Genomic DNA, 26,109 nt, shown 5'->3' on the forward strand with positions numbered 1-26,109 from the left:
AAAAGCGAGTAACAAGCAATAGATCAGGAGTGAGCGATGTGTACGACATGTGGTTGCGCTGAAGGCAACCTTTATATAGAGGGTGATGAACATAACCCCCACTCGGCGTTTCGCAGCGCGCCATTTGCCCCGGCCGCTCGTCCGGCGCTGAATATTACCGGTGTGAAGACCGCCAGTTTCACCCCGAGCCAAACTGAAGAAGGCGATTTACACTACGGTCATGGTGAAGCCGGCACCCACGCGCCAGGCATGAGCCAGCGCCGTATGCTGGAAGTGGAAATTGACGTGCTGGACAAGAACAACCGTCTGGCCGAGCGTAACCGCGCCCGCTTCGCCGCCCGTCAGCATCTGGTGCTGAATCTGGTCTCCAGCCCCGGTTCCGGTAAAACAACGCTGTTAACCGAAACATTGATGAAGCTGAAAGACAGCGTGCCGTGTGCGGTGATCGAAGGCGACCAGCAGACGGTTAACGATGCCGCGCGTATTCGCGCCACCGGTACGCCCGCTATCCAGGTGAACACCGGTAAAGGCTGCCATCTTGATGCACAAATGATTGCCGATGCCGCGCCGCGACTGCCGCTGGCAGACAACGGTATTCTGTTCATTGAAAACGTCGGTAACCTGGTATGCCCGGCGAGCTTCGACCTCGGCGAACGTCATAAAGTAGCGGTGCTTTCCGTTACCGAAGGCGAAGACAAGCCGCTGAAATACCCGCATATGTTTGCCGCCGCCTCGCTGATGCTGCTCAACAAAGTCGACCTGCTGCCGTACCTCAATTTTGATGTTGAACAATGCATCGCCAGCGCCCGGGAAGTGAACCCGGAAATTGAGATCATCCTGATTTCCGCCACCAGCGGTGAAGGCATGGATCAATGGCTCTCCTGGCTGGAGACGCAGCGATGTGCATAGGTGTTCCGGGTCAAATCCGCACCATTGAGGGAAACCAGGCCAAGGTCGATGTTTGCGGTATTCAGCGCGACGTCGACCTGACGCTGGTCGGTAGTTGTGATGAGCACGGTCAACCACGTCTGGGGCAATGGGTCCTGGTGCACGTTGGTTTTGCCATGAGCATCATTAATGAGGCTGAAGCGCGCGACACGCTCGAGGCGCTGCAAAATATGTTTGACGTTGAGCCGGATGTCGGCGCGTTGCTGTACGGCGAGGAAAAATAAATGCGTTTCGTTGACGAATATCGCGCACCAGAACAGGTGATGCAGTTGATTGACCACCTGTGTGAACGTGCCGCACACCTCCCCTACACCGCTGAACGTCCGCTGCGCATTATGGAAGTGTGCGGTGGCCATACCCACGCTATTTTCAAATTCGGTCTTGACCAACTGCTGCCTGAAAACGTGGAGTTTATTCACGGCCCCGGCTGCCCGGTTTGCGTGCTGCCGATGGGCAGAATTGACAGCTGCGTAGAAATTGCCAGCCACCCGGAAGTGATTTTCTGCACCTTTGGCGACGCGATGCGCGTCCCGGGAAAACAGGGGTCGCTGCTGCAGGCCAAAGCGCGGGGCGCAGATATCCGTATCGTCTATTCGCCGATGGATGCCCTGAAGATGGCGCAGGAAAACCCAACCCGCAAAGTCGTGTTCTTTGGTCTGGGTTTTGAAACCACCATGCCGACGACCGCCATCACGCTCCAGCAGGCAAGACAGCGTGACGTGCAAAACTTCTACTTTTTCTGTCAGCACATTACGCTGATCCCAACACTGCGCAGCCTGCTGGAACAGCCAGATAACGGTATTGACGCCTTTTTAGCACCGGGGCACGTCAGCATGGTCATTGGCACCGATGCCTATAATTTCATCGCCTCCGATTTCCATCGCCCGTTGGTGGTCGCCGGTTTCGAACCGCTCGATCTGCTGCAAGGCGTGGTAATGCTGATTGAGCAGAAAATTGCCGACCACAGCCAGGTTGAGAACCAGTACCGTCGCGTGGTGCCGGATGCCGGTAACGCCCTGGCGCAGCAAGCTATCGCCGAGGTGTTCTGCGTCGATGGCGACAGCGAATGGCGCGGTCTGGGCGTTATCGAATCCTCCGGCGTTCATCTGACGCCTGACTACCAACGTTTTGATGCCGAAGCACATTTCAAACCGGCGCCACAGCAGGTGTATGACGACCCGCGCGCGCGCTGCGGCGAGGTGCTGACCGGCAGATGTAAACCGCATCAGTGCCCGTTATTTGGTAAAACCTGTAATCCGGAGACCGCATTTGGCGCCCTGATGGTCTCCTCCGAAGGCGCGTGTGCCGCCTGGTATCAGTATCGTCAGCAGGAGTGTGAAGCATGAACAGCGTACAACTCGCCCACGGTAGCGGCGGTCAGGCTATGCAACAATTGATCAATAGCCTGTTTATGGAAGCATTTGCGAATCCGTGGCTGGCGGAACAAGAAGATCAGGCGCGTCTGGATCTGGCGCAACTGATGGCTGAAGGCGACCGTCTGGCATTTTCGACCGACAGCTACGTGATTGATCCCCTGTTCTTCCCTGGCGGCAATATCGGCAAGCTGGCTGTCTGCGGTACGGCTAACGACGTTGCCGTCAGTGGTGCGATCCCTCGCTACCTCTCCTGCGGGTTTATCCTCGAAGAAGGCCTGCCGATGGACACGCTGAAAACCGTGGTCAACAGCATGGCGGCCACCGCGCGCGAAGCGGGCATTGCCATCGTCACCGGCGACACCAAGGTGGTGCAGCGCGGCGCGGCGGACAAACTGTTTATCAACACCGCCGGAATGGGCGCGATCCCCGCCAATATCCACTGGGGTGCACAAACCCTGAGCCCAGGCGATGTGCTGCTGGTCAGCGGAACGCTCGGCGACCATGGCGCAACCATCCTTAACCTGCGCGAGCAGTTGGGGCTGGACGGTGAACTGGTCAGCGACTGCGCGGTGTTAACGCCGCTGATTCAGACGCTGCGTGACATCCCCGGCGTGAAAGCGCTGCGCGACGCCACTCGCGGCGGCGTGAATGCAGTCACCCACGAGTTTGCGGCGGCCTGCGGCTTCGGCATTGAATTGTCCGAATCATCCCTGCCGGTGAAGCCAGCGGTACGTGGCGTCTGCGAACTGCTCGGTCTGGATGCGCTCAACTTTGCCAACGAAGGCAAACTGGTTATCGCCGTGGAACGCCAGGCCGCAGAAAGCGTGCTTGCCGCGCTACGCGCGCATCCGTTGGGCCGCGATGCAGCGCTGATTGGTGAAGTGGTGGAACGTAAAGGCGTTCGTCTGGCCGGACTGTATGGCGTGAAGCGAACTCTTGATTTACCACACGCCGAACCACTCCCTCGCATATGCTGATATATTGCCCGGTGGCGCTTCGCTTACCGGGCCTACGGATGGCGTACCCTGGCCATCCGACAATAATTTTCAACTTATACCTATAATTCATTTACCGTTTTTGCACCGTTGGTGCTTCCTGGAAAAGCAATATGTCGTATACACCGATGAGCGACCTCGGACAGCAAGGCTTGTTCGATATCACTCGTACATTATTACAGCAGCCCGATCTTCAGTCTCTCAGTGAGGCGCTTTCACAGTTGGTCAAGCGTTCGGCGCTGGCCGACAGTGCGGCTATTGTGTTATGGCAGGCGCAGACGCAGCGTGCGCGTTACTTTACGACGCGTGAAAATGGTAAACCCATCGATTATGAAGACGAAACGGTGCTGGCACACGGTCCGGTGCGCCGCATTCTGTCTCGTCCCGATGCCCTGCACTGCAGCTACCATGAGTTTAGTGAAACCTGGCCGCAGCTGGCATCCGGCGGCTTGTACTCCCAATTTGGTCACTACTGTCTGCTGCCGCTGGCGGCCGATGGGCGCATCTTCGGCGGCTGTGAATTTATCCGCCACGAAGACAGCCCGTGGAGTGAAAAAGAGTACAACCGCCTGCAAACCTTTACCCAGATCGTCGGCGTCGTGGCCGAACAGATCCAGAACCGGGTCAGCAACAACGTCGACTACGATCTGCTGTGTCGTGAGCGTGACAACTTTCGTATCCTGGTCGCCATCACCAATGCGGTGCTCTCCCGACTGGACATTGATGAGCTGGTCAGCGAAGTCGCCAAAGAGATCCACCACTACTTCGATATCGACGCCATCAGCATCGTGCTGCGCAGCGATCGCAAAAATAAGCTGAGCATCTATTCCACCCACTATCTGGATGAGCATCATCCGGCGCACGAGCAGAGCGAAGTTGACGAAGCGGGAACGCTCTCTGAGCGGGTATTCAAAAGCAAAGAGATGCTGCTGATTAACCTGAGCGAACGTGATGCGCTGGCGCCTTACGAACGCATGCTGTTTGACACCTGGGGCAACCAGTTACAAACCCTGTGTCTGCTGCCGCTGATGTCCGGCGACACGATGCTTGGCGTCCTCAAGCTGGCCCAGTGCGAAGAAAAAGTCTTCACTACCGCCAATCTCAAGCTGCTGCGCCAGATTGCCGAGCGCGTGGCCATTGCTGTCGATAACGCCCTCGCCTACCAGGAGATCCACCGCCTGAAAGAACGGCTGGTCGATGAAAACCTGGCATTGACCGAGCAGCTCAATAACGTGGACAGTGAGTTTGGTGAAATCATTGGCCGCAGCGAAGCCATGTACAGCGTGCTCAAACAGGTCGAGATGGTGGCGCAAAGCGACAGCACCGTGCTGATTCTGGGCGAGACCGGAACGGGTAAAGAGCTGATTGCCAGGGCTATTCACAATCTGAGTGGACGTAATGCCCGTCGGATGGTGAAGATGAACTGTGCGGCGATGCCTGCCGGACTGCTGGAAAGCGACCTGTTTGGTCATGAGCGTGGCGCGTTTACCGGTGCCAGTACGCAGCGCATCGGGCGTTTCGAACTGGCTGATAAAAGCTCGCTGTTTCTCGACGAAGTTGGCGACATGCCGCTGGAGCTACAGCCTAAGCTGCTGCGCGTTCTGCAGGAGCAGGAATTTGAACGCCTGGGCAGCAACAAGCTGATCCAGACCGACGTGCGGTTGATCGCCGCCACCAACCGCGATCTGAAAAAAATGGTGGCCGATCGCGAATTCCGCAACGATCTGTACTATCGCCTGAACGTCTTCCCGATCCACCTGCCACCGCTGCGCGAGCGCCCGGAAGATATCCCGCTGCTGGTGAAAGCCTTCACCTTTAAAATTGCTCGCCGGATGGGGCGCAATATCGACAGCATTCCGGCTGAAGCGCTGCGCACATTGAGCGGCATGGAGTGGCCGGGTAACGTGCGCGAACTGGAAAACGTGGTGGAACGCGCGGTCCTGCTGACCAGAGGCAACGTACTGCAACTGTCCCTGCCGGATATCATCACGCAGTCGCCGTGTACACCGCCGGTGGCGACCGAAGTTGCGCAGGAAGGCGAAGATGAATTCCAGTTGATTATGCGCGTGCTGAAAGAAACCAACGGTGTGGTCGCCGGTCCAAAAGGCGCAGCACAGCGGCTGGGACTGAAACGCACAACGTTGCTCTCGCGCATGAAGCGACTGGGTATTGATAAGGATGCGCTGGTTTAACGATTGTGGCTGATGGCGCAGATGCGTATGCCTTTGTAGGCCGGATAAGGCGCTGCCGCCATCCGGCACACAGCAACATTATTTCTTAGGCTTAAATTTCTCTGGCAATTCCGGCACCGGGCGTTTGTCATCAATCAAATGACGCACGGTCAGGATCGGATGACGCCAGAGCATTCTCGGCCCAGCCCAGCGCATAATCTGCTTCATCTCTTCGCGTTTGGCTGGTTGGTAGCAGTGCACCGGACACTGTTTGCAAGCTGGTTTCTCCTCACCAAATACGCACTTATCCAGTCGTTTTTGCGCATAGGCAAACAACGCATCGTAATGCCCCGGCTCGTCTGAAGCCTGCGGACACTGGCTCTCATACAGCGAGATCATTTTCTGGATCGTCATTTTTTCACGTGCAATACGTTTGCCGGACATGATGCCTCCATATTTAAGTTGCATGCATAATACACCTTAGTAATCCGCGGCACTATTACCTGAAGGTGATACATCCTTAGCACCCTACACAAATAAGAATTATTTTCATTTATCATGCCTTGTGCTATATAACATAGCAAAGGCTATATTCGATGATAAATTAACCACTTTCTTGTGAGGGATACTATGCCGCGCCTGCCCCATCTGAAATCATTTCTCCTTGCCTGCGTCCTGACGGCGCTGTCGCTGTCGCCTGCATCGGCGCAAGAAAAATTTAAGGTGGTCACCACCTTTACGGTGATTGCCGATATGGCGAGCAACGTAGCGGGTGACGCAGCCGAGGTCAGCTCCATTACCAAGCCGGGGGCTGAAATTCACGAATATCAGCCCACGCCGGGCGACATTAAACGCGCGCAGGGCGCACAGCTGATCCTCTCCAACGGTCTCAATCTGGAACTGTGGTTTGCCCGCTTCTACCAGCATTTATCCGGCGTGCCGGAGGTGATGGTCTCTGACGGCGTGAAGCCGATGGGCATCAGCGAAGGTCCCTATAACGGCAAGCCAAATCCCCATGCCTGGATGTCAGCTGAGAACGCGCTGATTTACGTCGATAACATCCGCGATGCGCTGATGAAGTACGATCCGGACAATGCCACCATCTACCAGAACAATGCAGAGCGCTATAAAACGAAAATTCGTCAGACGCTCGATCCCCTGCATGCGGCGCTGGCAAAAATCCCGGCCAATAAACGCTGGCTGGTCACCAGTGAAGGCGCATTCTCCTATCTGGCGCGCGATAACGATTTGAAAGAGCTGTATTTGTGGCCGATCAACGCCGATCAGCAAGGCACACCCAAACAGGTGCGCAAAGTGATCGATGCGATCAGAACTCATCAGATCCCGACGGTATTTAGCGAAAGCACGGTGTCCGACAAGCCCGCCCGTCAGGTGGCGCGTGAGTCCGGCGCACATTACGGCGGCGTGCTGTATGTCGATTCGCTGAGCGCTGCCGATGGCCCGGTACCGACCTATCTGGATTTACTGCGCGTGACAACGGAAACCATTGTCAGCGGGATTAACGCAGGTTTGGGGAGCCAGCCATGAGTCATTCAGCGATTTCCGTCAATCAGGTGACGGTGACGTATCGCAACGGGCACACCGCGCTGCGCGCTGCCACCTTTCAGGTACCGGGTGGATCGATTGCCGCGCTGGTCGGGGTCAACGGCTCCGGGAAATCAACGCTGTTTAAAGCGCTGATGGGGTTTGTCCGCCTGGCGCAGGGCGAAATTTCCATTCTGCGGCAGCCGGTCAGCAAGGCGCTAAAACAGAATCTGATTTCCTACGTTCCCCAGTCGGAAGAGGTGGACTGGTCATTTCCGGTGCTGGTGGAAGACGTGGTGATGATGGGACGCTTTGGCCATATGGGCTGGCTGCGTCGACCAACCGCACGCGACCATCAATGCGTGGATGCGGCGCTGGCGCGGGTCGATATGCTGGAATACCGCCATCGGCAGATCGGCGAACTCTCCGGTGGGCAGAAAAAACGTGTTTTTCTGGCGCGCGCCATCGCCCAGGACGGACAGGTCATTTTGCTGGATGAACCGTTCACCGGCGTGGACGTGAAAACCGAGGCCCGCATCATCGACCTGCTGCGCGAACTGCGCGATGAGGGGCGCACGATGCTGGTCTCTACTCACAATCTGGGCTCGGTGACCGAGTTTTGTGATTACACGGTCATGATCAAAGGGACGGTGCTGGCAAGCGGCCCGACCGACACCACCTTTACCCCCGAAAATCTCGAGCTGGCGTTCAGCGGCGTCCTGCGCCATGTGAAGCTAAGCGGCGGTGAGCAGCACGTGATCACCGATGATGAACGGCCGTTTATTTCTCGACGTACGCCCAACGAGGGGGAATCACCATGAACTGGCTGACAGAACCGTTTGGCTACCAGTATATGCTCAACGCCATGTGGGTCTCGGCGATGGTCGGCGGCCTGTGCGCGTTTCTCTCCTGCTATTTAATGCTCAAGGGCTGGTCGTTAATTGGCGATGCACTGTCACACTCGATTGTGCCGGGCGTTGCCGGGGCCTATATGTTAGGGCTCCCCTTTGCGCTTGGCGCGTTTCTTTCTGGCGGGCTGGCAGCGGGCAGTATGCTGTTTCTTAACCAGCGTTCGCGCCTGAAGGAAGATGCGATCATTGGGCTGATTTTTTCCTCTTTCTTCGGCATCGGGCTGTTTATGGTGTCGCTCAATCCGATGTCGGTGAACATTCAGACCATTATTCTCGGTAATGTGCTGGCGATTGCACCGGAAGATATTCTGCAACTGGCGATTATCGGCGTCATCTCACTCACCATTCTGCTGTTGAAGTGGAAAGATTTGATGGTGGTTTTTTTCGATGAGAACCACGCGCGTTCTATCGGTCTGAACCCAGGCCGCCTGAAGCTGTTATTTTTTACGCTGCTCTCAGTTTCCACCGTTGCGGCGCTACAAACTGTCGGCGCATTTCTGGTGATTTGCCTGGTAGTGACGCCCGGTGCCACGGCCTGGCTGTTGACCGATCGCTTTCCCCGGCTGCTCACTATCGCCGTCGCTATCGGTAGCCTGACCAGCTTTTTCGGTGCCTGGCTGAGCTACTGGCTGGACGGCGCGACTGGCGGAATCATTGTCGTTCTGCAAACACTGCTGTTTCTGCTGGCGTTTGTCTTCGCGCCAAAACACGGTCTGTTGGCCAACCGTCGCCGCGCCCGCCAGGTGAATAAGGAGTCCTCATGTTCTTAACCGCCCTGCTGGAACCCTTTCAGTTCAGCTTTATGGTGAACGCGCTGACCATCTCCGTTATCGTCGCCATACCCTGCGCGCTGTTGTCGGTGTTTTTGGTGCTCAAAGGCTGGGCTTTGATGGGCGATGCCATGAGCCATGCGGTATTTCCTGGGATCGTACTGGCTTACATCGCGGGCATTCCGCTGGCCATTGGGGCGTTTATCGCTGGGCTGTTCTGCGCGGTGGCGACCGGCTATCTCGATGATAATAGCCGCATCAAACGCGACACGCTGATGGGTATCGTCTTCTCCGGCATGTTTGGCGCAGGACTGGTGCTGTACGTCTCAATCCAGTCTGAGATTCATCTGGACCATATTCTGTTCGGCGACATGCTCGGTGTCTCGCTGGGGGATATCGCACAAACGGCGGTTATTGCGCTGGGGATTGCCCTTGTCATCGGGTTAAAGTGGAAAGATCTGTTGCTGCACGCCTTCGATCCGCACCAGGCAAAAGCCTGCGGGCTGAACACCACCCTGCTGCATTATGGTCTGCTGTGTATGATCGCGCTCACCATCGTCGCCACGCTGAAGTCGGTGGGTATTATTCTGTCGATCTCGTTGTTAATTGCGCCGGGCGCGATTGCAATTTTACTCACGCGCCAGTTTTCCCACGCCCTGATACTCGCCGTCGTCATGTCGATGGCCACCTCATTTATGGGCGTGTACCTGTCATTTTTCATCGACAGCGCACCGGCCCCGACCATCGTCGTCTTATTCTCCCTGCTATTTGTTATCGCCTTTATTTATTCCACCCTGCGCGATCGCCGTTTAGAACGGCGACGCCAGTACGGCGGTATATAACGCTCAAAGATAAGAGCGTGAGGTATTTATCAGCCCCAGCTCAACAGCGGGCTGAGCGCCTCGCGCCCCACCAGCGCCCGTAGCGCGGGCAGGCGACAGCTGTGAGCCAGCAGCGGAGGCAGCGCAAAAATGATGTCGCTGGAGAGCATGACATTCTCCAGTTGCCCCCATAAGTACCAGCCAGTATCAACACCACTTGGCGGAACAAAAAAATGCAAATGTCCACCCTCTGGCGGTTCATCGGCAATGCCCAGCCACTGGCTAAAGCGCGGGATAGCCGGTGAAACGTGCGTCACCCGCGAGCAGTTGCGGACCTGGCTTGCGGGAATGTAAAACTCCTGCGTTCCCATGCGAATGCGCACGGCCGCCAGGTTAACGGGTTGCGTCATCACCACAGGTCTCCTGATAACGGTCAAATACCAGATTCAGATCCAGCAGGGTGAACCAGGTGTCGCCCACCTTGACCACCCCGACCGCAATCGGCTGTAGCGCCGGAGGCAGTGAATCACCGGGTAAATGAATCTGGCTTTCCACCACCTCAAGAACATCAATCAATCTGTCAATCAGGATGCCACTTTGCATCCTCTCACCGCAGCCAATCAGGATAGTCCGTTTCCCCAGGGCGTTAGCCACGGGGTTGTCAATCAGGCCGTCCAGCCTCATGACCGACTCCACGCGCCCGCGATAGTTGATCACGCCTTCAAGCATCGGCGGACAACAGGGTACCCACGAGATAGGACGTTCCGCGAGGATCTCTCTTATCTGCGCGCCGTAGAAAGCAAAGTTTTTATCCGCCAGCTGAAATAACACCAGCGTGCACTGCGGCTCATCGACGCTTTCACACTCGGGTTTCTCACCATGATTCAGCGCCAGGATCTGCTCCAGTTGTGGGCTCATGCTCTCTCCTTTTCTTCAGCGATACAGAAGGTGTTGCGGCCTTTTTGCTTGGCGGCATACAGCGCCTGATCGGAACGCTCACGCAGCGTTTCAATACGATCGCCAAACTGCCACTGCGCGATACCAGCGCTGAAGGTACTGTGAAAATAGGTACCATTAACGGAGAACGCGACCTGCTCGTAATCCTTGCGTAAACGTTCCACTACCAGGGCTGCCGTTTCGCTGGTGGTATTCGGCATGATGATGGCGAATTCTTCCCCGCCGTAGCGGCCCACAATGTCAGTGCTGCGTAAACGATGGGAAAACAGCTGCGAGATGCCGACAATCACCTGGTCTCCGACGACGTGGCCGTAGGTATCGTTAATATTTTTAAAATGATCCAGGTCCACCATCACCATGCAGAACGGTTTACCGCTGTAGTTAGATTCGGCGATCGCGCTTTTAAGAAAGTGGGTGGTCGTCGAGTGGTTGTATAACCCACTCAAACTGTCCTGCGACATCCGGGCGCGCAGGGTGCGCATTCTTTCCGCTCGGATCGACACGGCATGGATCAATCCCTGAGGATCGGCCTGTTTGAGGATAAAGTCCTCCGCCCCAATACTCATGGCGCCAAACTGCGCCGTCTTATTAGTTTCACTGGAAAGATAGGCAATCGGCAGGCCAATGTGCTGCGGGATCTGGCGGATCAGTTTGGTCAGATCCACGCCGCTAAACTCAGGCATGTGGTAGTCCATCAGTACCAGATCAATCGGCTGGGCGTTCAGCACATGCAGCAAATACTGAGGTTTCTCCAGCACATGCACGTCCATTCCCGCCATCCGCAGCATTTCCGCGTTGTATTCCGCGACCGCTGGCTCATCGTCAATCAACAGGATCTGATAGGGTTTCTTTAGCGACGGCTGGGTTAAGCGGTGAAGCTCCTGCACTAAATCGGTGATAGACGCCGGTTTAACAAAGTAGCCGTCGCAGCCCGATTTTATGGCGTTAATGCGCGCCGTAAAGTCGCTGTGACAGGAGAGAAACAGCACCGGGAAAGCGGTGCCAACTTTCTTTTTCAGATCCGACATGGTCAGCGGGCCGCCGTAGGCGTTGTCCGGAAAGCTGACATCCATGATCACCACGGAAGGTGGTTGCGCCAGTACGGCCTGGGTAAAGTCCTCGGTATTCGCAAAGACATGGCAGGTAAAACCAAAGCAGCGCAGTTGGGTGGCGAGCAGTTCAACCTGATCAAGGTCATCATCGCACAGGTAGATCGGTTTACTGGTACGGCGGACAAACGCCTCCTCTGGACGCTCCTCAGGGTTCGGTAATTTGAAGCCTGTGTCGCTGATACGATGCTCAAGACTGAGCTGTTCTTGCGTCAGGGTATACAGCCAACGGAGGATCCTCCGCAGCTCATCGCAATGTAATGTGCATTGCTCCGGCTCGGTGAGTAATCGCTCACCTTCCGCGGAGGCAGTAGCGAGCGGAGCAAAGCCAAAAGATCCGGCAGACCCGTGAATACTGTGCAGCAAAATATGCAGCTGTTTACGACAAACCTCGCTGGGTTCGGCGACCAGTTGCACCAATAGCCTGTCCGCTTGTGCCAGCATATCGGGAATGCGGCGTAAAAACCCCTGTCTCAGCCGTGAGATTTTTTCCTGAGCGGCAGCCATAGCAAGGTGCTTATTTTCTTGTTTCATCGTGAGGTTTTTGACTTATTCAGTAGCAGGCTGCAGCAGCGCATTGACCGCGGAACCGAGGTTTTCCGCCAGATTTTCATCTTTTTTCACCCAGCGATCATACGGCACATCGCTGGCCGTCACTTCATTGGCGCTCAGCAAAATAAACGGTTTAGACCAGCCCTGGGCACGCAGCAGCGCCAGCAGATCCAGTCCGCTGATCTCTGGCATATACAGGTCGCTAATCACCAGATCGAGTGTTTTATCCGAATCCAGGCACGCTAAGGCAGAGATGGCGCTTTCCACAATCACCACCTCGTAGCCGTCCATTTCCAGGAAGACGGATGCCAGTTCAGCGGCAAAAAGATCATCATCAACTAATAAAATTCGCATCGTCTCTCTCGGTGTTGTGCCCTCAGCACAACAGCATTTTTAAGGTTTTTATCAGGCTGTCCTGCTCGAAATCGCCCTTGGCAATATAGGCATCCGCGCCTACCTGAATACCGCGCCGCCGGTCTTCTTCCTTGGCGCGGGAGGTCACGATAATAATCGGCGTGTGCTGGTAGTTTTTCTCGCCACGCAGCGATTTTGTGAAGGTAAAACCGTCCATAAACGGCATTTCGACATCCGTCAGGACCGCATCAAACTGGGTCAGTTTCGCTTTCTGCAAGCCTGACAGCCCATCTTCCGCCAGCGTCACCTGATAGCCGTGCGCTTCCAGTACATTCTTTTCTATCTCGCGGGTATTCAGCGAGTCATCAACCACCAGCACATGCCAGGCGTTTTGCGCCACGCTCACCGGTTTTACGGGCGTACTGGTTTGTCGCGATTGCTGCGCCATCGCCATCAACGCCGGAACTTGTAAAATACTGACCAGCTGGTTCTCCGGCGTCTGGACCATTCCGGATACCAGCGATTGCTGCTGCATATGCTTCGGTAGCGGTTTGATCATCATCTTGCGCTCATCGAGCAACTTATCGACCCGCAGCGCCATCTTGCTGTACTGATTCTGCACAATGATTAAGCGCTGCCCCGCCGGAGAGCGGCTTCCCTGACGTGCGTGTATACCGAGTAGCAGGCCTGCGCAAACCACCGGAATAAACTCGTTATGCAAAATAATGGCCGGGCGTCCGGCAATATCGCTGATCCCTTCCGGGGTGTACTCCACCACCTCAACCACGTACTGAGCGGGCAACCCAAACAGGTGTCCCTGCTCTTCAAATTGCAGGATACGCATCATTGTCAGTGATACCGGCAGACGCAGCGTGAAACTCGTTCCGACACCTTGCCGACTGTACACCTGCAAATCCCCCTGCAAATCGGTCACCACCGTTTTGCGCACCACATCAAGACCGACGCCGCGACCGGACAGTTCAGAAACGATTTTGCTGGTTGAAAAACCGGGATGAAAAATAAGCTCATTACACTCCTGCTCAGAGAGCTGCCCGGCCATCGACGCGGGAACCAGTCCTCTACTGACCGCCTTCGCGCTGATGGCCGGATAGTTCAGCCCACGGCCATCATCTTCCACCCGCAGTAATATTCCGCTGCCATCCTGCTGGGTAGTGATGGTGATCGTACCGCGCGTGGATTTACCGAGCGCCAACCGCTCATCAATGTCACCAATGCCGTGATCGACCGCGTTGCGCAGTAGATGCGTCAGCGACTCCGATAGCCGGTCAATAAGCTGGCGGTCAATCTCCACTTCCCCGCCCACAAAGCGGCAGACCACCTGCTTATTCAGCGTGGAGGCCAGCTCACTCACCTGCAATGAAATCGGCTCAAAGAGCGTGGAAAGCGGGAGCATGCGGATCCGCGCCGCCACGTCATACAGTTCAAACATCTGCAAATGCTGAACCTGTACGCTCTCTTTTAACTGGGCGCTGAAATCGCGGATCTGCTGACGAAGCTGCTCTGCGCTTAGCCCTAACAACCGCGGCACAATGTGACTCAGATTCTGTATCTGCTGTTCCAGGCGGTCATGACCGGCGACCACTTCCCCCAGAATGTCGATCAGATCATCCAGCTTGTTGAGCTTAACGCGCACGAAGTCAGCCTGCTTAATGCCACCGTCCACGGTAATCGACGCCGCCGACGGCGTGGGTTTGTCCGCGTGAATAACCGCCTCCACCGCCAACGTAGCAGCTTCCCCACGGCTCGCACAGGCAAGACGTTCACACAGCCCCGCATCCGCAGGCGGCAGCTGGTTATCCCCTGCGCTGACAAAAAGCTGGGTCAATTGGTTTGAGAGATACTCCACCGCTTCATGAATCAGGTTGCCCAGCGCCCGGTCCGGCGTCAGTTTTTTTTCCCGCAGTTCGCTCAGGACGTCCTCCAGGTGATGCGTGACATCGGCGATACTTTGCAGTTTCAGCATCCGTGCGCCCCCTTTCAGGGTATGCGCGGCGCGAAACATCTCACCTATCCCGGCATCGGTATGTTCCCCAGCAGAGAGCAGAAAGGCCCCCTCGCTGAGCGTCTGCAAATGCCCTCTCCCTTCATCAATAAAACGCAGAACGAATTTTTTCAGATCGATAGCCATAATCGTTCTTATTACCCGCTTTGATGGGCGAATTGCGCCAGTTGATGTTCACACAGAAAGCGAAACGTCGTGCCGGGAAAGACCATCGGCAAACGTAGACGACACACCGTTGAAGGATTGTTGATTTCATCGTTAAGTAATTGCATCACCACGCGATAAGTCCGCTGCGCGGGCTGGTGAAGTTCACTTTGGCGATACATTTCGGCCAGATAATAATGCGCGGGCCAGTAACCCGGTTCCTGATAGACCACCTGTTTGAACCAGGCAATCGCCTGCTGCGTCTGGTGCTGCCACATCATCGCCAGACCGAGCAACATTTTTGCCTCTGCCGACCATTCATCCTGGGCGAGGATCTTTTGCGCATTGCCGGTGGTCTGCGAGAACTCTCGCTGCTCAAGCGCAATCACGCCCTGAATCAGCAGCGCATCCTGATGGCCCGGATCGCTGCGTAATACGCAGGCGATACACTTTTCAGCATCGGAAAAACGTTTTTCATCGAGGCAGGCACGCGCCTTTTTCAGCCAGTCGTCAGACTTAAGCGCCGCGGGTGCGGCAGGCTCGACGGCAACAACGGGGGCGGTGACGGTCGCGCGCGGCGTAGCCCGTGGTGTTGGCACCACCCGAGGAGATTCAGCGTGGTGGCAAAAATAGAAAATGCTCTCTTCCTGCTCAAGCTTCAGGATATCGAAATTGTTCGCCAGCGTTTCTGCGTTGCCGAAGAACAAAGCGCCGTGCGGCTGCAGCATTTTTTGCAAATTTGCGTGCAGCTCGCGGCGGGTCGGCGTGTCGAAATAGATAGACACGTTGCGCAGCAAAATAATATCCACTTCCGGTAGCAGTTGCTCTTTGATGATGTTGGTGCGGTGGAATGACACTTTTTCACGGATGGCGTCATGCAGCCGAAACTGGTTTCCCGTACGGGTAAAATAGCGCTGCTGAATTAACGGATCGACGCCACGAAACGAGTAGCTGGAATAGCTGGCATTTCTGGCTTTCGCGAGAATTGCCGGGTCAATATCACAGCCGTAGAGTTCAACCCGTTCCGCCATCCCATCCTGGTACTTTTCATGCAGTTTGATAGCCAGCGAGTAGGCTTCTTCCCCTGATGAACACCCTGCGCTAAGAATACGCACCGGACCGCTACGCTGCTGCATGATGCGCGGCACCCATTTTTCGCAGATTAAATCCAGCGTGTCGCTTTCACGGAAAAAATAGGTTTCGTTAATCGTAATCAGGGTAATAAAGCGATCAAACTCGTCCTGCGACAGCCGCAGTTTTTCATAGTATTCATAGTAATCAGTGATATTACGCTCAGCCATGCGCTGACTCAGCGCCGATTTCAGCAGCGCTTCCATCGCATTATCAAAGTGCAAACCCACCCGTTCTTTGATCAAGCGGGCATATTCTGGAAGGTTGGGTATCATGGCAATGTACTCTCGAAATGCCCGTGACCTGCCATCGAAAGCAGCACCTTCGCGAGGCCATTCAGCGGGATCGTGCGGTGTATGAGCTGCTTATCAATCGCGTTCTTGTTCATACCAAAGACCACCGAACTTTCTTCATCTTGCGCCAGCGTTCGCCCACCACGCTGGACGATAAGCTCGATGCCGCGACATCCATCGCTGCCCATTCCGGTCATGATCAGCCCGACCGCTTTTTCGCGGAACACCTCAGCGACCGACTCCAGTAACAGATTGCAGCTGGGGTGATACACGTCGCTTTCTTGTCGTGGAACCGTCGCCAGTCGTTGGTTACTTTTGACGATCAGATGCTGTTCCGGTGGCAGGATATAGACATTTCCGGCCTCCACCGGGTCATTATCCTGTGCCAGCCGTACCTTCAGATCGGTTACGCTGTCCAGCCAGTGCACCATGTTTTTGGCGAAACCATCGGCAATGTGCTGGGCAATCAGTACCGGACACGGGAACGTACCGGGTAAATCCTGCAACAGTTTGCTCAGTGCCTGCGGCCCACCGGTCGAACAGGCAATCGCCAGCACATAGGGCCAGTCGGCCGTGGTCTCAACCGTTTCCATTGCCAAACGCGTGCCCGACACACTCGGTTCGGCAGGGTAGCGTAACCCCTTGATATGACGGATGACCTTTACGCCCACCAGCAGTTCCACCTGTCGATGCAGCGTCCGGGTGGCGAGTGGAGAGTCGTAGTTATGGTGCAACACCGCCAGCGCCCCGCGAGAAATGTAATCCTCATCGCCTGCATTTTCACCACCAAAATGCATGACCAGAATAGGGATTGCGCTGGTCGCCATGATGGTTTCGACGATCTCGACGTTATCGGCGGTCGACGTTTCCAGCGTCAGGATCAGCAGATCAGGCCCTAACTGTTGCAACAACCGCATTGCCTGGCGGCGATGGGCCGCCTGCCCAACCACCGAAATATGTGGATGATCTTCCAGTTGCTTGACCAGTTGGTTGCGCGAGACGCTGCCCAAATCCAGGATCAGTACCCGAATACCGCGGCTACTCATGCATCCATATCCATCAGGGTGAATGATGCAGAGGCCTCTTTCAGCGCCTTCGACAGCTGTGTCATATCCTGACTCACAATCAGAATGTCTTTGATCGACTGCGACGTGTAGTTACTGGCGACAACAATTTCACGCAGCGCCATAACCACCTGATTGCTGGCGGTTTTCTGCTGCTGGGTAGACAGCGAGATCTGCAGCGCTGCCGTAGAGGTTTGCTCTGCGGTAACGACGATATCATTCAGGTGCTCAGCGCTCAGCTGACACGCCCTCGTCCCCGATTTTATGCTCTCGCCACCTTTTTCCGCGTTCAGCACCAGGCGATTAATCGCGTTCTGGATTTCACTAATTTTATTCTCGATTTCAACCGTCGATTCGGTGACTGAATCCGCCAGACGACGGATTTCAGCCGCCACCACGGAGAAACGTTTCCCGGCTTCTCCGGCGCTGGCCGCTTCCAGCGCGGCGTTAAAGGCGATCAGTTTGGTTTGATCCGCCACACTGTTAATGATCACCATCACGCGGCTGATTTCCGTCGACTTGTTGCCGAGCATCATGATTTCACGCATGTTTTGTTGGTTATCGTTGTCGATATCCGTCATGCGCATCAGCAGCTGCGACATCGAATCCGAGCCTTTATTGCAATCCTCAAGCGTCTGGTTGGCAATATCGACCACCGCCCGCGAATGCTCGGCTATCTGGGTGGAAGAGGCCGACAGCTCTTCCATGGTGGAGGTAATTTCAGCCACTGAAGATGAGGTTTCCACGCTGGTTGAGGCCTGGCCGTCTACCGCCTCGGTGATGTGCAATGATGCCTGGTGCACTGAGTTCGCATGAGACACCATATCTCCCACCAGCGAGTGCAGGCGCTGGCGCATCATTTCTACCGCGCCGAGCAGTTCGCCAATTTCATCAGGATGATCGACCTGCACATCCACCGTTAAGTCACCTTCCGCGATGGTCTGCGCAATTCTCAGCACACGGTTTAGACGGCGTGAAATCAGGAAGCGGCTGGCAATCGCAATCAGCAATAAAATGATGGGCAACAGCAACGCGGTGAACAGCAACAGGCCATTGCGCACAAGATTGCTGCTCTTGGCGACATCATCCACATAGCTGGTGGTGGCGATGATCCAGTTGATCCCTTCAATGTACTCATAGACGGCAACTTTGGTCTTAGGTGCGACACCATAACCACTCACCCAGTTGTAGTAGGTGATGCCATTTTTATGTTCGAGGATATCGGCAAACAGCTTATAACCGTTGGCGTCAGTAATATTCACCACCTGCTGGTTTGCCAACGAAGGATGCGACAGCATACGTCCGGGATCAAACCCGGCGTCCAGCACGTAGGCATAACCATTTTTACCAATATGTACATCGAGTAAGTGCCTGATGATCGGTTGCAGGGTCTGTTTGACATCAAACCCGACCGCCACGGCACCAATCACCTGACCATATTTATCGGCAATCGGCTCATAGTGGCTAATAAACTGCTTACCAAACAGCGTGACCACGCCAGAAAACGGTTTATTTTTCAGCAGTAATGGCAATGCCGGATTATCGCGCCCCAGTGCCGTTGTCGTCGCCGTGTTACCTGAACTGGCCAGCAACGTGCTGCTGACACGAACAAACTGCTCGCCCTGCAGAATAAACGTGCTGGCAAAGACGCTGGTTAATTCGGTGAAATGGTCGTTTGTATTGGGGTTACTCAAAACGGCTTTTAGTTCAGACGCGTCCATAGAGCGCAGTGGCTTATTGGCTACATTCTGATAGTTATTAATGTAAACATTGCTGTAATGTTCCGCATCCCGGGTGACCCTTTGGAACTCATTAGCAATACTATTATGGAAAATACGGGTGTTGGTTTTGATCATTTCCAGCGCATTAACCTGCAGCTCGCTGGACAGATAATTCGATAACATAAAAGAGGCGCCAATCAGCAGCGTGGCAATGCACACCACCAGAATCATGCCGAGTTTCATCGCGACACCCAGGTGAATACTGTGCAGCCAGGTGAGCACTCGTGCAGTGGGTCCGTCTGAAGATATGGCCGCCGGGCGTTCTTTTACTTTAATCATGTCACTCATATTTTTTATTCTCTGTCTGAGAAGGCGCTGTTCTTTTTTTGAGTCAGAATTATGCTGGCGCCACGCTATTTCAGCGTGAGCAGCGGTGTCGGCTTACCAATGTGATATCCCTGCAACCACCCCACGTTCATTTGCTCCAGGCATGCCTGAATACTGGCGTTTTCCACAAATTCGGCGACGACTTGCATGTTTTTCATTTCGGCAACGCGGCAGAATGATTCAACGATGTAGTAGCTGATTTCACTTTCCGTGATCCGCCGAATAAACGAGCCATCAATTTTCAAAATGTCCGCCTCGATATTCATCAAACGCGCATGGCTGGCGAACCCGGTACCAAAATCATCAATCGCCACCCGGCAGCCTAATTGGCGAATTAAACGCAGCGTTTCTACGGTTTGTTGTTTATCGGACAGCGTATCCGCTTCGGTAATCTCAAAAATAATTCGCTGCGGCGCGACGGCGTATTCCTGTAAGAGCTGGGTGATCTTCGAGACAATATTTGAACGACACACCGTCACCGGTGCCAGGTTAATAGAAAAGCAACGCTGTGGATGGTGACACATGGCTTTGAGCGTATTTTCGATGACCCATAAATCGATTTCCGGTGCCAGCCCCGCATCATGCGCCACCGGCAGGAAACTGTTTGGCGAAATAAATTCACCCTTATCGTTTAACATGCGGATCAATATTTCATGATAGTGTTCTTCGCCCTGGGTGCTGACAATAGGCTGGGCCATCAGCACAAACGCATTGTTATCCAACGCATTTTGCAACGCCGTGCGAATATCGGTTTTATCCACAATATGGTTGCCGAGCATGCGGCTATGTTGTGTTTCCAGGTTTTCGGGTCTGCCGTTGGTCAGAGACAACCCCGCGACCATGCCCAGTTTCCCCACCAACTGATAGATGTCATCGCTCACATCGTGAATCAGGCAATAGCCCAAACCACTGCGAAACCCCAGCCGCTGATTATTATGAAAAAGGCGAAAACCGTTAGCGGCCTGGTATAAATCACACAACCGCTCCCAGGTACAATTTTCCAGCCTGATCAGCAGATCATAACCGGCGTGATAATAGACCTTCTCACTTTCGACCAAATGCTTCTGCAAATGCTCAGCCAAAATTTTCTGATAACGGGTACGAAAATGAAAACCGTAGCGGCGGGAAAAAAGCTCCAGTTCGGGAAGTTGAATCAGGCACACCGTCGCATGTTCGGTCGTAAACAGCTCCGTCTTCAGCGCACGCAAGTTTGCCATGCCCGTCATCGGGTCGGTCAGACCTAATACCAGCGCCTGGCTAAATCGTTGACGGGTAAATTTTGCCAGCGCGCCCATAATCACAATGGTGAGTGAAAAGATAAAAATAAGCGTTGAAACCATAGCCTGGTGCAGCATGAAACTCTCATCGCTGGCGATATAATTATCGTTATGCTTGCCCAGAATAATTAATACCACCGTCCACACTAGCATCGTAAATGAGTGGCCAATCTTAATAGCTCCCCACAGCATCAACGGGAAAAGCAGGATCAGACTGTAGAATGAGAAGAAAATATTCGAGTTATAGGGCGACGTTAAACATAGCATCAGACCAATAAGCACGGTGCACCACGCCATGACGCCGTATACCGTGACATTGCCTTTGCATTGCTCGCCGATCGACTTAATAAAGGTAAACAACCAGGACGGTCGGCGCAGGATGCGAAATGCTTTATAGAAAAAGGGGATCCCCGTCAGGCAACCGTTAGCAAGTCCCTGGACACGCACCAGCATTTCCAGACTCATAATATGCAGGTTCGCCACATCCGATCGCTGACTGTGGGGAACCACAAAGGCGAAAATTTTGCTGAAAAGCAGATACAGCAAAATGTTGTAGCCGCAGAGCCAAATCATACGATTCAGGCTGATGGTGATCCGGCTAAAGCTGGCGCTACTGCGTCTGCCCGTCACTTTACGATAAATGGCATAGCTCAGCGTCGATGCCGCCGTCAGGCACAACGCATCCACGTGTTCGCCTGCAGGACCAACCCAAAACATCACCGCCAGAAACAGCATTATCCCCGGCAGAACCCGATAACCAAAGAGAACCAATGCGGCGGAAAATACGGCTAATTTGAGATCGTAAACGGTTAATAGAGTATTATTAAGAATGCAGTAACCGTTAAGATAGTGTGCCAGTGGATAAAAAAGGCCAGGAATAGCAAGCGGCAGACACCATTCACGCGTGATTTTTGCAGTGTTTGTATTTATTATTGCGTCCAAATCAATTTATCCGCTATACACTATACCAATAGGACTTTAATCCAGATTCTAATGTCGCAAACAAATCCATTTGGGCCAGTCATTAACCATTGTAAAATTGATGACATTAACCGCACACTGAGAAAATAAAAAAGGCTCTACATTGAAGCGTGCATCTTATTCATATCGCATCAGAAAATAAACCATCATTTATAGATAAAAATGGACATATCATGATATTTTTATTTTTATCTCACCAGTTAATAAGCCACCTAATCAATTGATTAATAGTGTAAAAACACAGCACCGCCAGCATATCCATCGCACATCTTTAACGTGTGTACAAAAAACATTCCTTACAGGCATTAATGTCAACATTAATACGACACATCACCACTGAATGAAATTGTGTTTTAATGTACATTTTTACCTGTTGACGAAATGTACAGCGATCCTTATATTTATACACCGTTATTTTATCGTTAGCTATTCAGCTCCAGTGTTAATTAAATGTTGTACCTGAGAGTTTCACACCTTTCATCTACTTACTTGTAACAAAAATACCCATATTGTTATTTCATTAAGTCATAAAAGAAATTTAATTCAGCATATATGTGTATTTTCAGGAATTAAAAAGAATCCGTGGCCACGTCTCTGTTTTCCCTAAAGGCAATAAAAGGATGGCAACATTCGATCACCGGCAAAATAACACAGTTTTTGCTGGCGGGGATCATTATTGCGTTTGGTGCTGGTGCCTTTACCAGTTGGAGCCTGATCGACAACTTTTCTTATCAGCAGTGGGTACAGAGAGCAGAAGCCAACGCCCAGATCATGACCTACATCATCCGCAGCGTATATACCACCGTTTCGGTTGAAACCCGCGACACGGGGCAAATATCCCGTATTGTCTCGGACAGACAGCTTGGCGATACCGACTCCATTATTCAGACCGGCTATAACCCGGTAGACGTTTTGGCACTGGCCTCAGCGCAAACGCACAATCCCACCTGGATGTTCCTGTATACGCCCGATAAAGGTTTCGTGGGTATCAACAATAAGTCTGAAGAAGGCGACGGGGTAATCTCCTTCGCCGGGCGTTTGCCACGCGATGTGCTGGTCAACGACTATATCGGATTTGCCCAGATCAACGGCGAAGCGTGCTTCATCAGCGCCGTCCCTGTTCTGACGCCCTCAGGTGAAATCCTCGGCAGCCTGATAAGCAGCATTGGTAAGAAGAGTGATCTGTACGCTGCCTATGATGCGATGTTGAAAAAGAGCAGTATCATTTTCGTCCTCATTTTACTGGCAACGCTGACGCTGGTGACGCTGTTCATGCGCCGTCTGTTCCGCCCGGTTCCGTTGCTAATTAACTCCATTACCCGCATTGCCCGCGAAGAAACCGACTCTGTCACCCCCTATCTTGACCAGGATGATGAGATTGGACATCTCGCCAGCGCCATTGAAAAATTGCGCGTCGCGATGAAAGAACGCGGCTATCTACAGCGTATGCATGAGATGTCACAAAAGATGGAGCATATGGCCCATCATGATTCGCTGACAGGCTTACCCAATCGCGTCTCTTTCGGACTGGCGCTGGATAAACGCGTCAGTGAAGTCCAGCAGGCAGAGAAACCGTTCAACCTGCTGTTGATTGACCTCGACAACTTCAAGCCGGTAAACGACACCTTCGGCCATAAAGCCGGCGATGAAGTGTTAATCAACGTGGCGCAGCGCCTGCAATTATTGCTGGGGCCAAACGATATGGCGGCACGTCTGGGCGGGGATGAGTTTGCGATTCTGCAACAGGTCAGCGACAACGCCGTTAAAGAGGCGAACCGGCTGGCGAAACGTATTCTGCGCGCGCTGAGCACACCGTTTAGCTGGAGCACCCACACGTTCTCTATCAGTTGCAGCATTGGCATTACCAGCGCCCCTTATCAGGGCAATAATACCTCAACATTGATGATCAATGCCGATCTGGCCATGTATGCCTCCAAGCACCATGGCCGCGGTTGCTTCCATTTCTTCGAAGACGGCATGGTGATGAAACAGAGCCACAGCCTGTTCATTAATCAGGAAATTATTGATGGTATTGATAACGAGCAGTTCGAACTTTACTACCAGCCCATCGTTAATCTGCAGGATGAAACGGTTCACGGCTACGAATCTCTGATCCGCTGGAATCACCCGACGAAAGGGCTGATTTACCCGGATTACTTTATCAATATTGCTGAAAGCTCGGGCCTGATTGTGCGTTTAGGTGAATGGGTCATTCGCCAGTCTTGCGCCGTCGCAGCAAAATGGCCGGAACACATCCGCATTGCCGTCAATGTGTCAGCCAATCAGTTACACAGCCCAGGGCTGGTCGACGTCATCAAAGAAGCGTTACGCACCAGCCAACTGTCAGCCAATCGACTCGAAATTGAAATCACCGAATCCGAGAAACTGGATCAGTCTATTGCCCTCCCGGTACTGAAAGAGATCCGCGCGATGGGGATCGACATCGCAATGGACGATCTGGGAACAGGCTACGCCGCGCTGGACTATTTGCTGGTCTACCCCTTCACGCGCATCAAGATTGCCCGCACGCTTATCGATAAATTAGAGCAGGATAATGCCAGCCAGTACTTGATTGTGATGCTTATCCAGTTCGCGCAAAAGTACAATATCTCCGTCACCGCGGAAGGGGTGGAAACACCGCTCCAGCGCAACATTTTGCGCGAAATTAAGTGCCAACATGTGCAGGGATATTTCTTCAGCTATCCGCTGCGCGAGCGTGACGTGTTGTCTGCTTTTGCCGATGAAGCCCTTGCAGAAGAGGTTATGCATGACTAATTGCCTGCGTTTGGCAACGCGTATTGTGCTTGCCGCTGCGCTGTTAATCCCTTTCTCTGCACGCTGCGCGACGGATGTTTCGCCCGAACAGCGCACGCTGGAGAAGATTGCCAGAATGAAAACTATCACCCTCGGTTACCAGGATGATGCCTTTCCTTTCTCGTACCAGGAAGGCCAGTCACCTGCTGGCTATTCCATTGATATCTGTAAAAATATCGTCGCTGCGCTGAAAACCAAACTGCAGCTTAAATCATTGAAAACGCAATGGGTGCGCGCAAACTCGGCATCTCAGTTTGTGCTCATTAAAAAACACATGGCCGATATCATGTGCATTCCGGCTTTTTATTCGAAGGGTCGCCACAGCATTAGTGAATTCTCATTGCCATTTTACTTTTCCAGCACTCGCTATGTGATGCGTAGGAATGATTATAATGGCAATCTACAAGCACTTTCCGGGCACAGCGTGCTGGTAAAAAGCGGCACAGTTTACGTTGAGCAACTACAGAAAATTAATACCGCCAACGCGCTTAACATTAATATTGAGCTGGATACTAACAACAACGTCGCCTTCAATGGCGTTCAGAGCGGCGCCTATCCGGCGCTGATTTCCAGCACCGTATTATTAAAAGGGATGATTGCGCAGGCCGCCAACCCGGATGAATATATGCTATCCCGTATTGCGCTCAGTGCGCCACTTCCGGCGGGACTGCTGCTCCCTTTACACGATAAAGAATTTAAAGCTTTTGTGGATGACACGTTATCTTCTCTGATGACCAGCGGTGAGTTTACGACCTTGTACAATAAATGGTTTCAGTCTCCAATACCGCCGAAAGCCATCAATTTAAATATTCCCATGTCAGATAATCTGAAAGCATTAACGTCAGCAAAAAAGAAGATCGGTTTTGATTATGAAAAATATAATTAAGCATGAGATGGCCCGGATAAAACGTGTAGCGCAGGGGCTGATTTTACTGGCTGGCCTCACCGTGTCCCCTGTGTTGATGGCGCAGCAGAATGCCGCCACGCTGGAACACATACAAATCAGCAGCGTACTGAACGTGGGTTATCGCCAGCTGCCGCCGTTTTCCTTTACCGACCAAAACGGCAAGGTAACGGGGTATACCATTGCGGTGTGTAACCTGATTGCGGACAAACTGCGGCAGTATCTCAAGCTCAATAACTTAACCATTCATTATATTCCGGTGAATTTTGCGGAACGCTTTTCTGCATTAAAAACACGTAAAATAGACATGGACTGTGGCGTAAATACTAACGCGCCAGAGCGGACCTCCAGCGTTTCATTTTCCGTTAACTACTACATCGCGAAAATGCGCATCATCTCTTTACGTAAAAACAATATCCACTCCCTGGCTGACTTAAAAGGACGAACGGTTAGCCTGACAGGCAGTTCAAAAGATTTGCTGGAATTCAATAAGGCGAACCGGGAACAGCATCTTAATATTTCAACAATAACCACTACCACGATAAACGGGGCGTTTAATAAAATGGCGCAGAATGAATCTGCAGCGCTGTTTATCGATGATATCCTGGCCTGGCCGCTGATTAATCAGAGTGAACTGCCTGACACATTTAGCGTGTCAGCCGAAACCATCGGCGCGGATATGCACTATGCCATTATGATGCGCAAAAACGATCCGCAGTTTGTGGCGTTCATCGACAGTTCACTGAAAACCATTTTCGCTTCCCCTATTAATGTACAGCTGCGCAAAAAATGGCTGGCGCCTTATGCCTGTAAACATACGGGAAATCAGCCTCCTACACCGTGTCAGCATCACCCTTGAAA

General features: G+C 53.2%; 22 protein-coding genes. 12 read left to right on the forward strand and 10 right to left on the reverse strand.

Annotated elements, in window-relative coordinates; all coding sequences use genetic code 11:
• Positions 1-36: 36 nt before the first annotated feature.
• From hypB to flhA, 5 genes are all read left to right on the forward strand, one after another.
• Positions 37-909, forward strand: a complete 873-nt coding sequence (hypB, locus tag FDW98_RS00670) for a hydrogenase nickel incorporation protein HypB (protein WP_096755959.1) — start codon at positions 37-39, stop codon at positions 907-909.
• On the forward strand, positions 900-1,172 hold the full coding sequence (hypC, locus tag FDW98_RS00675; protein WP_096755958.1) for a hydrogenase 3 maturation protein HypC: 273 nt from the start codon (positions 900-902) through the stop codon (positions 1,170-1,172). Before hypB ends, hypC begins: the two co-directional genes overlap by 10 nt.
• Positions 1,173-2,294, forward strand: coding sequence for a hydrogenase formation protein HypD (gene hypD, locus FDW98_RS00680; protein WP_096755957.1), 1,122 nt, complete (start codon positions 1,173-1,175; stop codon positions 2,292-2,294).
• Entirely contained in the window at positions 2,291-3,301 is a 1,011-nt protein-coding gene (hypE, locus tag FDW98_RS00685) for a hydrogenase expression/formation protein HypE (protein WP_096755956.1), read from the forward strand. Before hypD ends, hypE begins: the two co-directional genes overlap by 4 nt.
• A 131-nt stretch (positions 3,302-3,432) precedes the next feature.
• The gene (gene flhA, locus FDW98_RS00690) at positions 3,433-5,511 is read left to right on the forward strand and encodes a formate hydrogenlyase transcriptional activator FlhA (protein WP_096755955.1); all 2,079 of its coding nucleotides are present in this window, start codon (positions 3,433-3,435) and stop codon (positions 5,509-5,511) included.
• A 78-nt stretch (positions 5,512-5,589) separates the two neighbouring features.
• On the opposite strand, the gene FDW98_RS00695 is transcribed toward flhA, so the two are convergent.
• Entirely contained in the window at positions 5,590-5,934 is a 345-nt protein-coding gene (locus tag FDW98_RS00695) for a nitrous oxide-stimulated promoter family protein (RefSeq protein ID WP_096755954.1), read from the reverse strand.
• Between the two features lie 186 nt (positions 5,935-6,120).
• Between FDW98_RS00695 and sitA the strand changes: the two genes are divergently transcribed.
• From sitA to sitD, 4 genes are read left to right on the forward strand one after another with little or no spacing between them, the layout of a single operon-like run.
• The gene (gene sitA / locus FDW98_RS00700; protein ID WP_096755953.1) at positions 6,121-7,038 is read left to right on the forward strand and encodes an iron/manganese ABC transporter substrate-binding protein SitA; all 918 of its coding nucleotides are present in this window, start codon (positions 6,121-6,123) and stop codon (positions 7,036-7,038) included.
• A complete protein-coding gene (sitB, locus tag FDW98_RS00705; RefSeq protein ID WP_096755952.1) occupies positions 7,035-7,856 on the forward strand; it encodes an iron/manganese ABC transporter ATP-binding protein SitB in 822 nt (273 codons plus the stop codon). The genes sitA and sitB overlap by 4 nt, the downstream gene beginning before the upstream one ends.
• On the forward strand, positions 7,853-8,716 hold the full coding sequence (gene sitC / locus FDW98_RS00710; RefSeq protein ID WP_048213040.1) for an iron/manganese ABC transporter permease subunit SitC: 864 nt from the start codon (positions 7,853-7,855) through the stop codon (positions 8,714-8,716). The genes sitB and sitC overlap by 4 nt, the downstream gene beginning before the upstream one ends.
• Complete coding sequence (sitD, locus tag FDW98_RS00715) at positions 8,707-9,558, forward strand: iron/manganese ABC transporter permease subunit SitD (RefSeq protein ID WP_096755951.1); 852 nt, start codon at positions 8,707-8,709, stop codon at positions 9,556-9,558. Before sitC ends, sitD begins: the two co-directional genes overlap by 10 nt.
• Positions 9,559-9,587: 29 nt before the next feature.
• Here sitD and FDW98_RS00720 read toward each other — a convergent pair whose 3' ends face one another.
• The 9 genes from FDW98_RS00720 to FDW98_RS00760 all read right to left on the reverse strand — a co-directional run bounded on the left by FDW98_RS00720 (position 9,588) and on the right by FDW98_RS00760 (position 21,491).
• Positions 9,588-9,947: a hypothetical protein gene (locus tag FDW98_RS00720; RefSeq protein WP_096755950.1), complete on the reverse strand. Its 360-nt coding sequence runs from the start codon at positions 9,945-9,947 to the stop codon at positions 9,588-9,590.
• On the reverse strand, positions 9,931-10,455 hold the full coding sequence (locus FDW98_RS00725; RefSeq protein WP_096755949.1) for a chemotaxis protein CheW: 525 nt from the start codon (positions 10,453-10,455) through the stop codon (positions 9,931-9,933). The genes FDW98_RS00720 and FDW98_RS00725 overlap by 17 nt, the downstream gene beginning before the upstream one ends.
• On the reverse strand, positions 10,452-12,137 hold the full coding sequence (locus tag FDW98_RS00730; protein WP_096755948.1) for a diguanylate cyclase: 1,686 nt from the start codon (positions 12,135-12,137) through the stop codon (positions 10,452-10,454). Before FDW98_RS00730 ends, FDW98_RS00725 begins: the two co-directional genes overlap by 4 nt.
• Positions 12,138-12,152: 15 nt before the next feature.
• Entirely contained in the window at positions 12,153-12,509 is a 357-nt protein-coding gene (locus FDW98_RS00735; protein ID WP_096755947.1) for a response regulator, read from the reverse strand.
• 22 nt (positions 12,510-12,531) lie between these two features.
• The gene (locus tag FDW98_RS00740; protein ID WP_096755946.1) at positions 12,532-14,658 is read right to left on the reverse strand and encodes a response regulator; all 2,127 of its coding nucleotides are present in this window, start codon (positions 14,656-14,658) and stop codon (positions 12,532-12,534) included.
• A gap of 11 nt (positions 14,659-14,669) precedes the next feature.
• On the reverse strand, positions 14,670-16,082 hold the full coding sequence (locus tag FDW98_RS00745) for a protein-glutamate O-methyltransferase CheR (protein ID WP_096755945.1): 1,413 nt from the start codon (positions 16,080-16,082) through the stop codon (positions 14,670-14,672).
• Positions 16,079-17,146 (reverse strand): chemotaxis protein CheB, encoded by a 1,068-nt coding sequence (locus tag FDW98_RS00750; RefSeq protein WP_096755944.1) that lies wholly within the window; start codon positions 17,144-17,146, stop codon positions 16,079-16,081. Before FDW98_RS00750 ends, FDW98_RS00745 begins: the two co-directional genes overlap by 4 nt.
• On the reverse strand, positions 17,143-19,233 hold the full coding sequence (locus FDW98_RS00755) for a Cache 3/Cache 2 fusion domain-containing protein (RefSeq protein WP_096755943.1): 2,091 nt from the start codon (positions 19,231-19,233) through the stop codon (positions 17,143-17,145). Before FDW98_RS00755 ends, FDW98_RS00750 begins: the two co-directional genes overlap by 4 nt.
• Positions 19,234-19,298: 65 nt before the next feature.
• Positions 19,299-21,491: an EAL domain-containing protein gene (locus tag FDW98_RS00760; RefSeq protein WP_096755942.1), complete on the reverse strand. Its 2,193-nt coding sequence runs from the start codon at positions 21,489-21,491 to the stop codon at positions 19,299-19,301.
• Positions 21,492-22,112: 621 nt separating this feature from the next.
• Here FDW98_RS00760 and FDW98_RS00765 point away from each other — a divergent pair.
• Genes FDW98_RS00765 through FDW98_RS00775 form a run of 3 tightly spaced genes read left to right on the forward strand, consistent with a single transcriptional unit; the run spans position 22,113 to position 26,107 of the window.
• A complete protein-coding gene (locus FDW98_RS00765; protein ID WP_096755941.1) occupies positions 22,113-24,305 on the forward strand; it encodes a bifunctional diguanylate cyclase/phosphodiesterase in 2,193 nt (730 codons plus the stop codon).
• Positions 24,298-25,230: a transporter substrate-binding domain-containing protein gene (locus FDW98_RS00770; protein WP_096755940.1), complete on the forward strand. Its 933-nt coding sequence runs from the start codon at positions 24,298-24,300 to the stop codon at positions 25,228-25,230. The genes FDW98_RS00765 and FDW98_RS00770 overlap by 8 nt, the downstream gene beginning before the upstream one ends.
• Positions 25,214-26,107 (forward strand): transporter substrate-binding domain-containing protein, encoded by an 894-nt coding sequence (locus tag FDW98_RS00775; RefSeq protein WP_096755939.1) that lies wholly within the window; start codon positions 25,214-25,216, stop codon positions 26,105-26,107. The genes FDW98_RS00770 and FDW98_RS00775 overlap by 17 nt, the downstream gene beginning before the upstream one ends.
• Positions 26,108-26,109: the final 2 nt, after the last annotated feature.

The sequence above is a fragment of the Citrobacter sp. wls711 genome, assembly GCF_005281055.1.
Taxonomy (GTDB): Bacteria; Pseudomonadota; Gammaproteobacteria; order Enterobacterales; family Enterobacteriaceae; genus Citrobacter; species Citrobacter gillenii.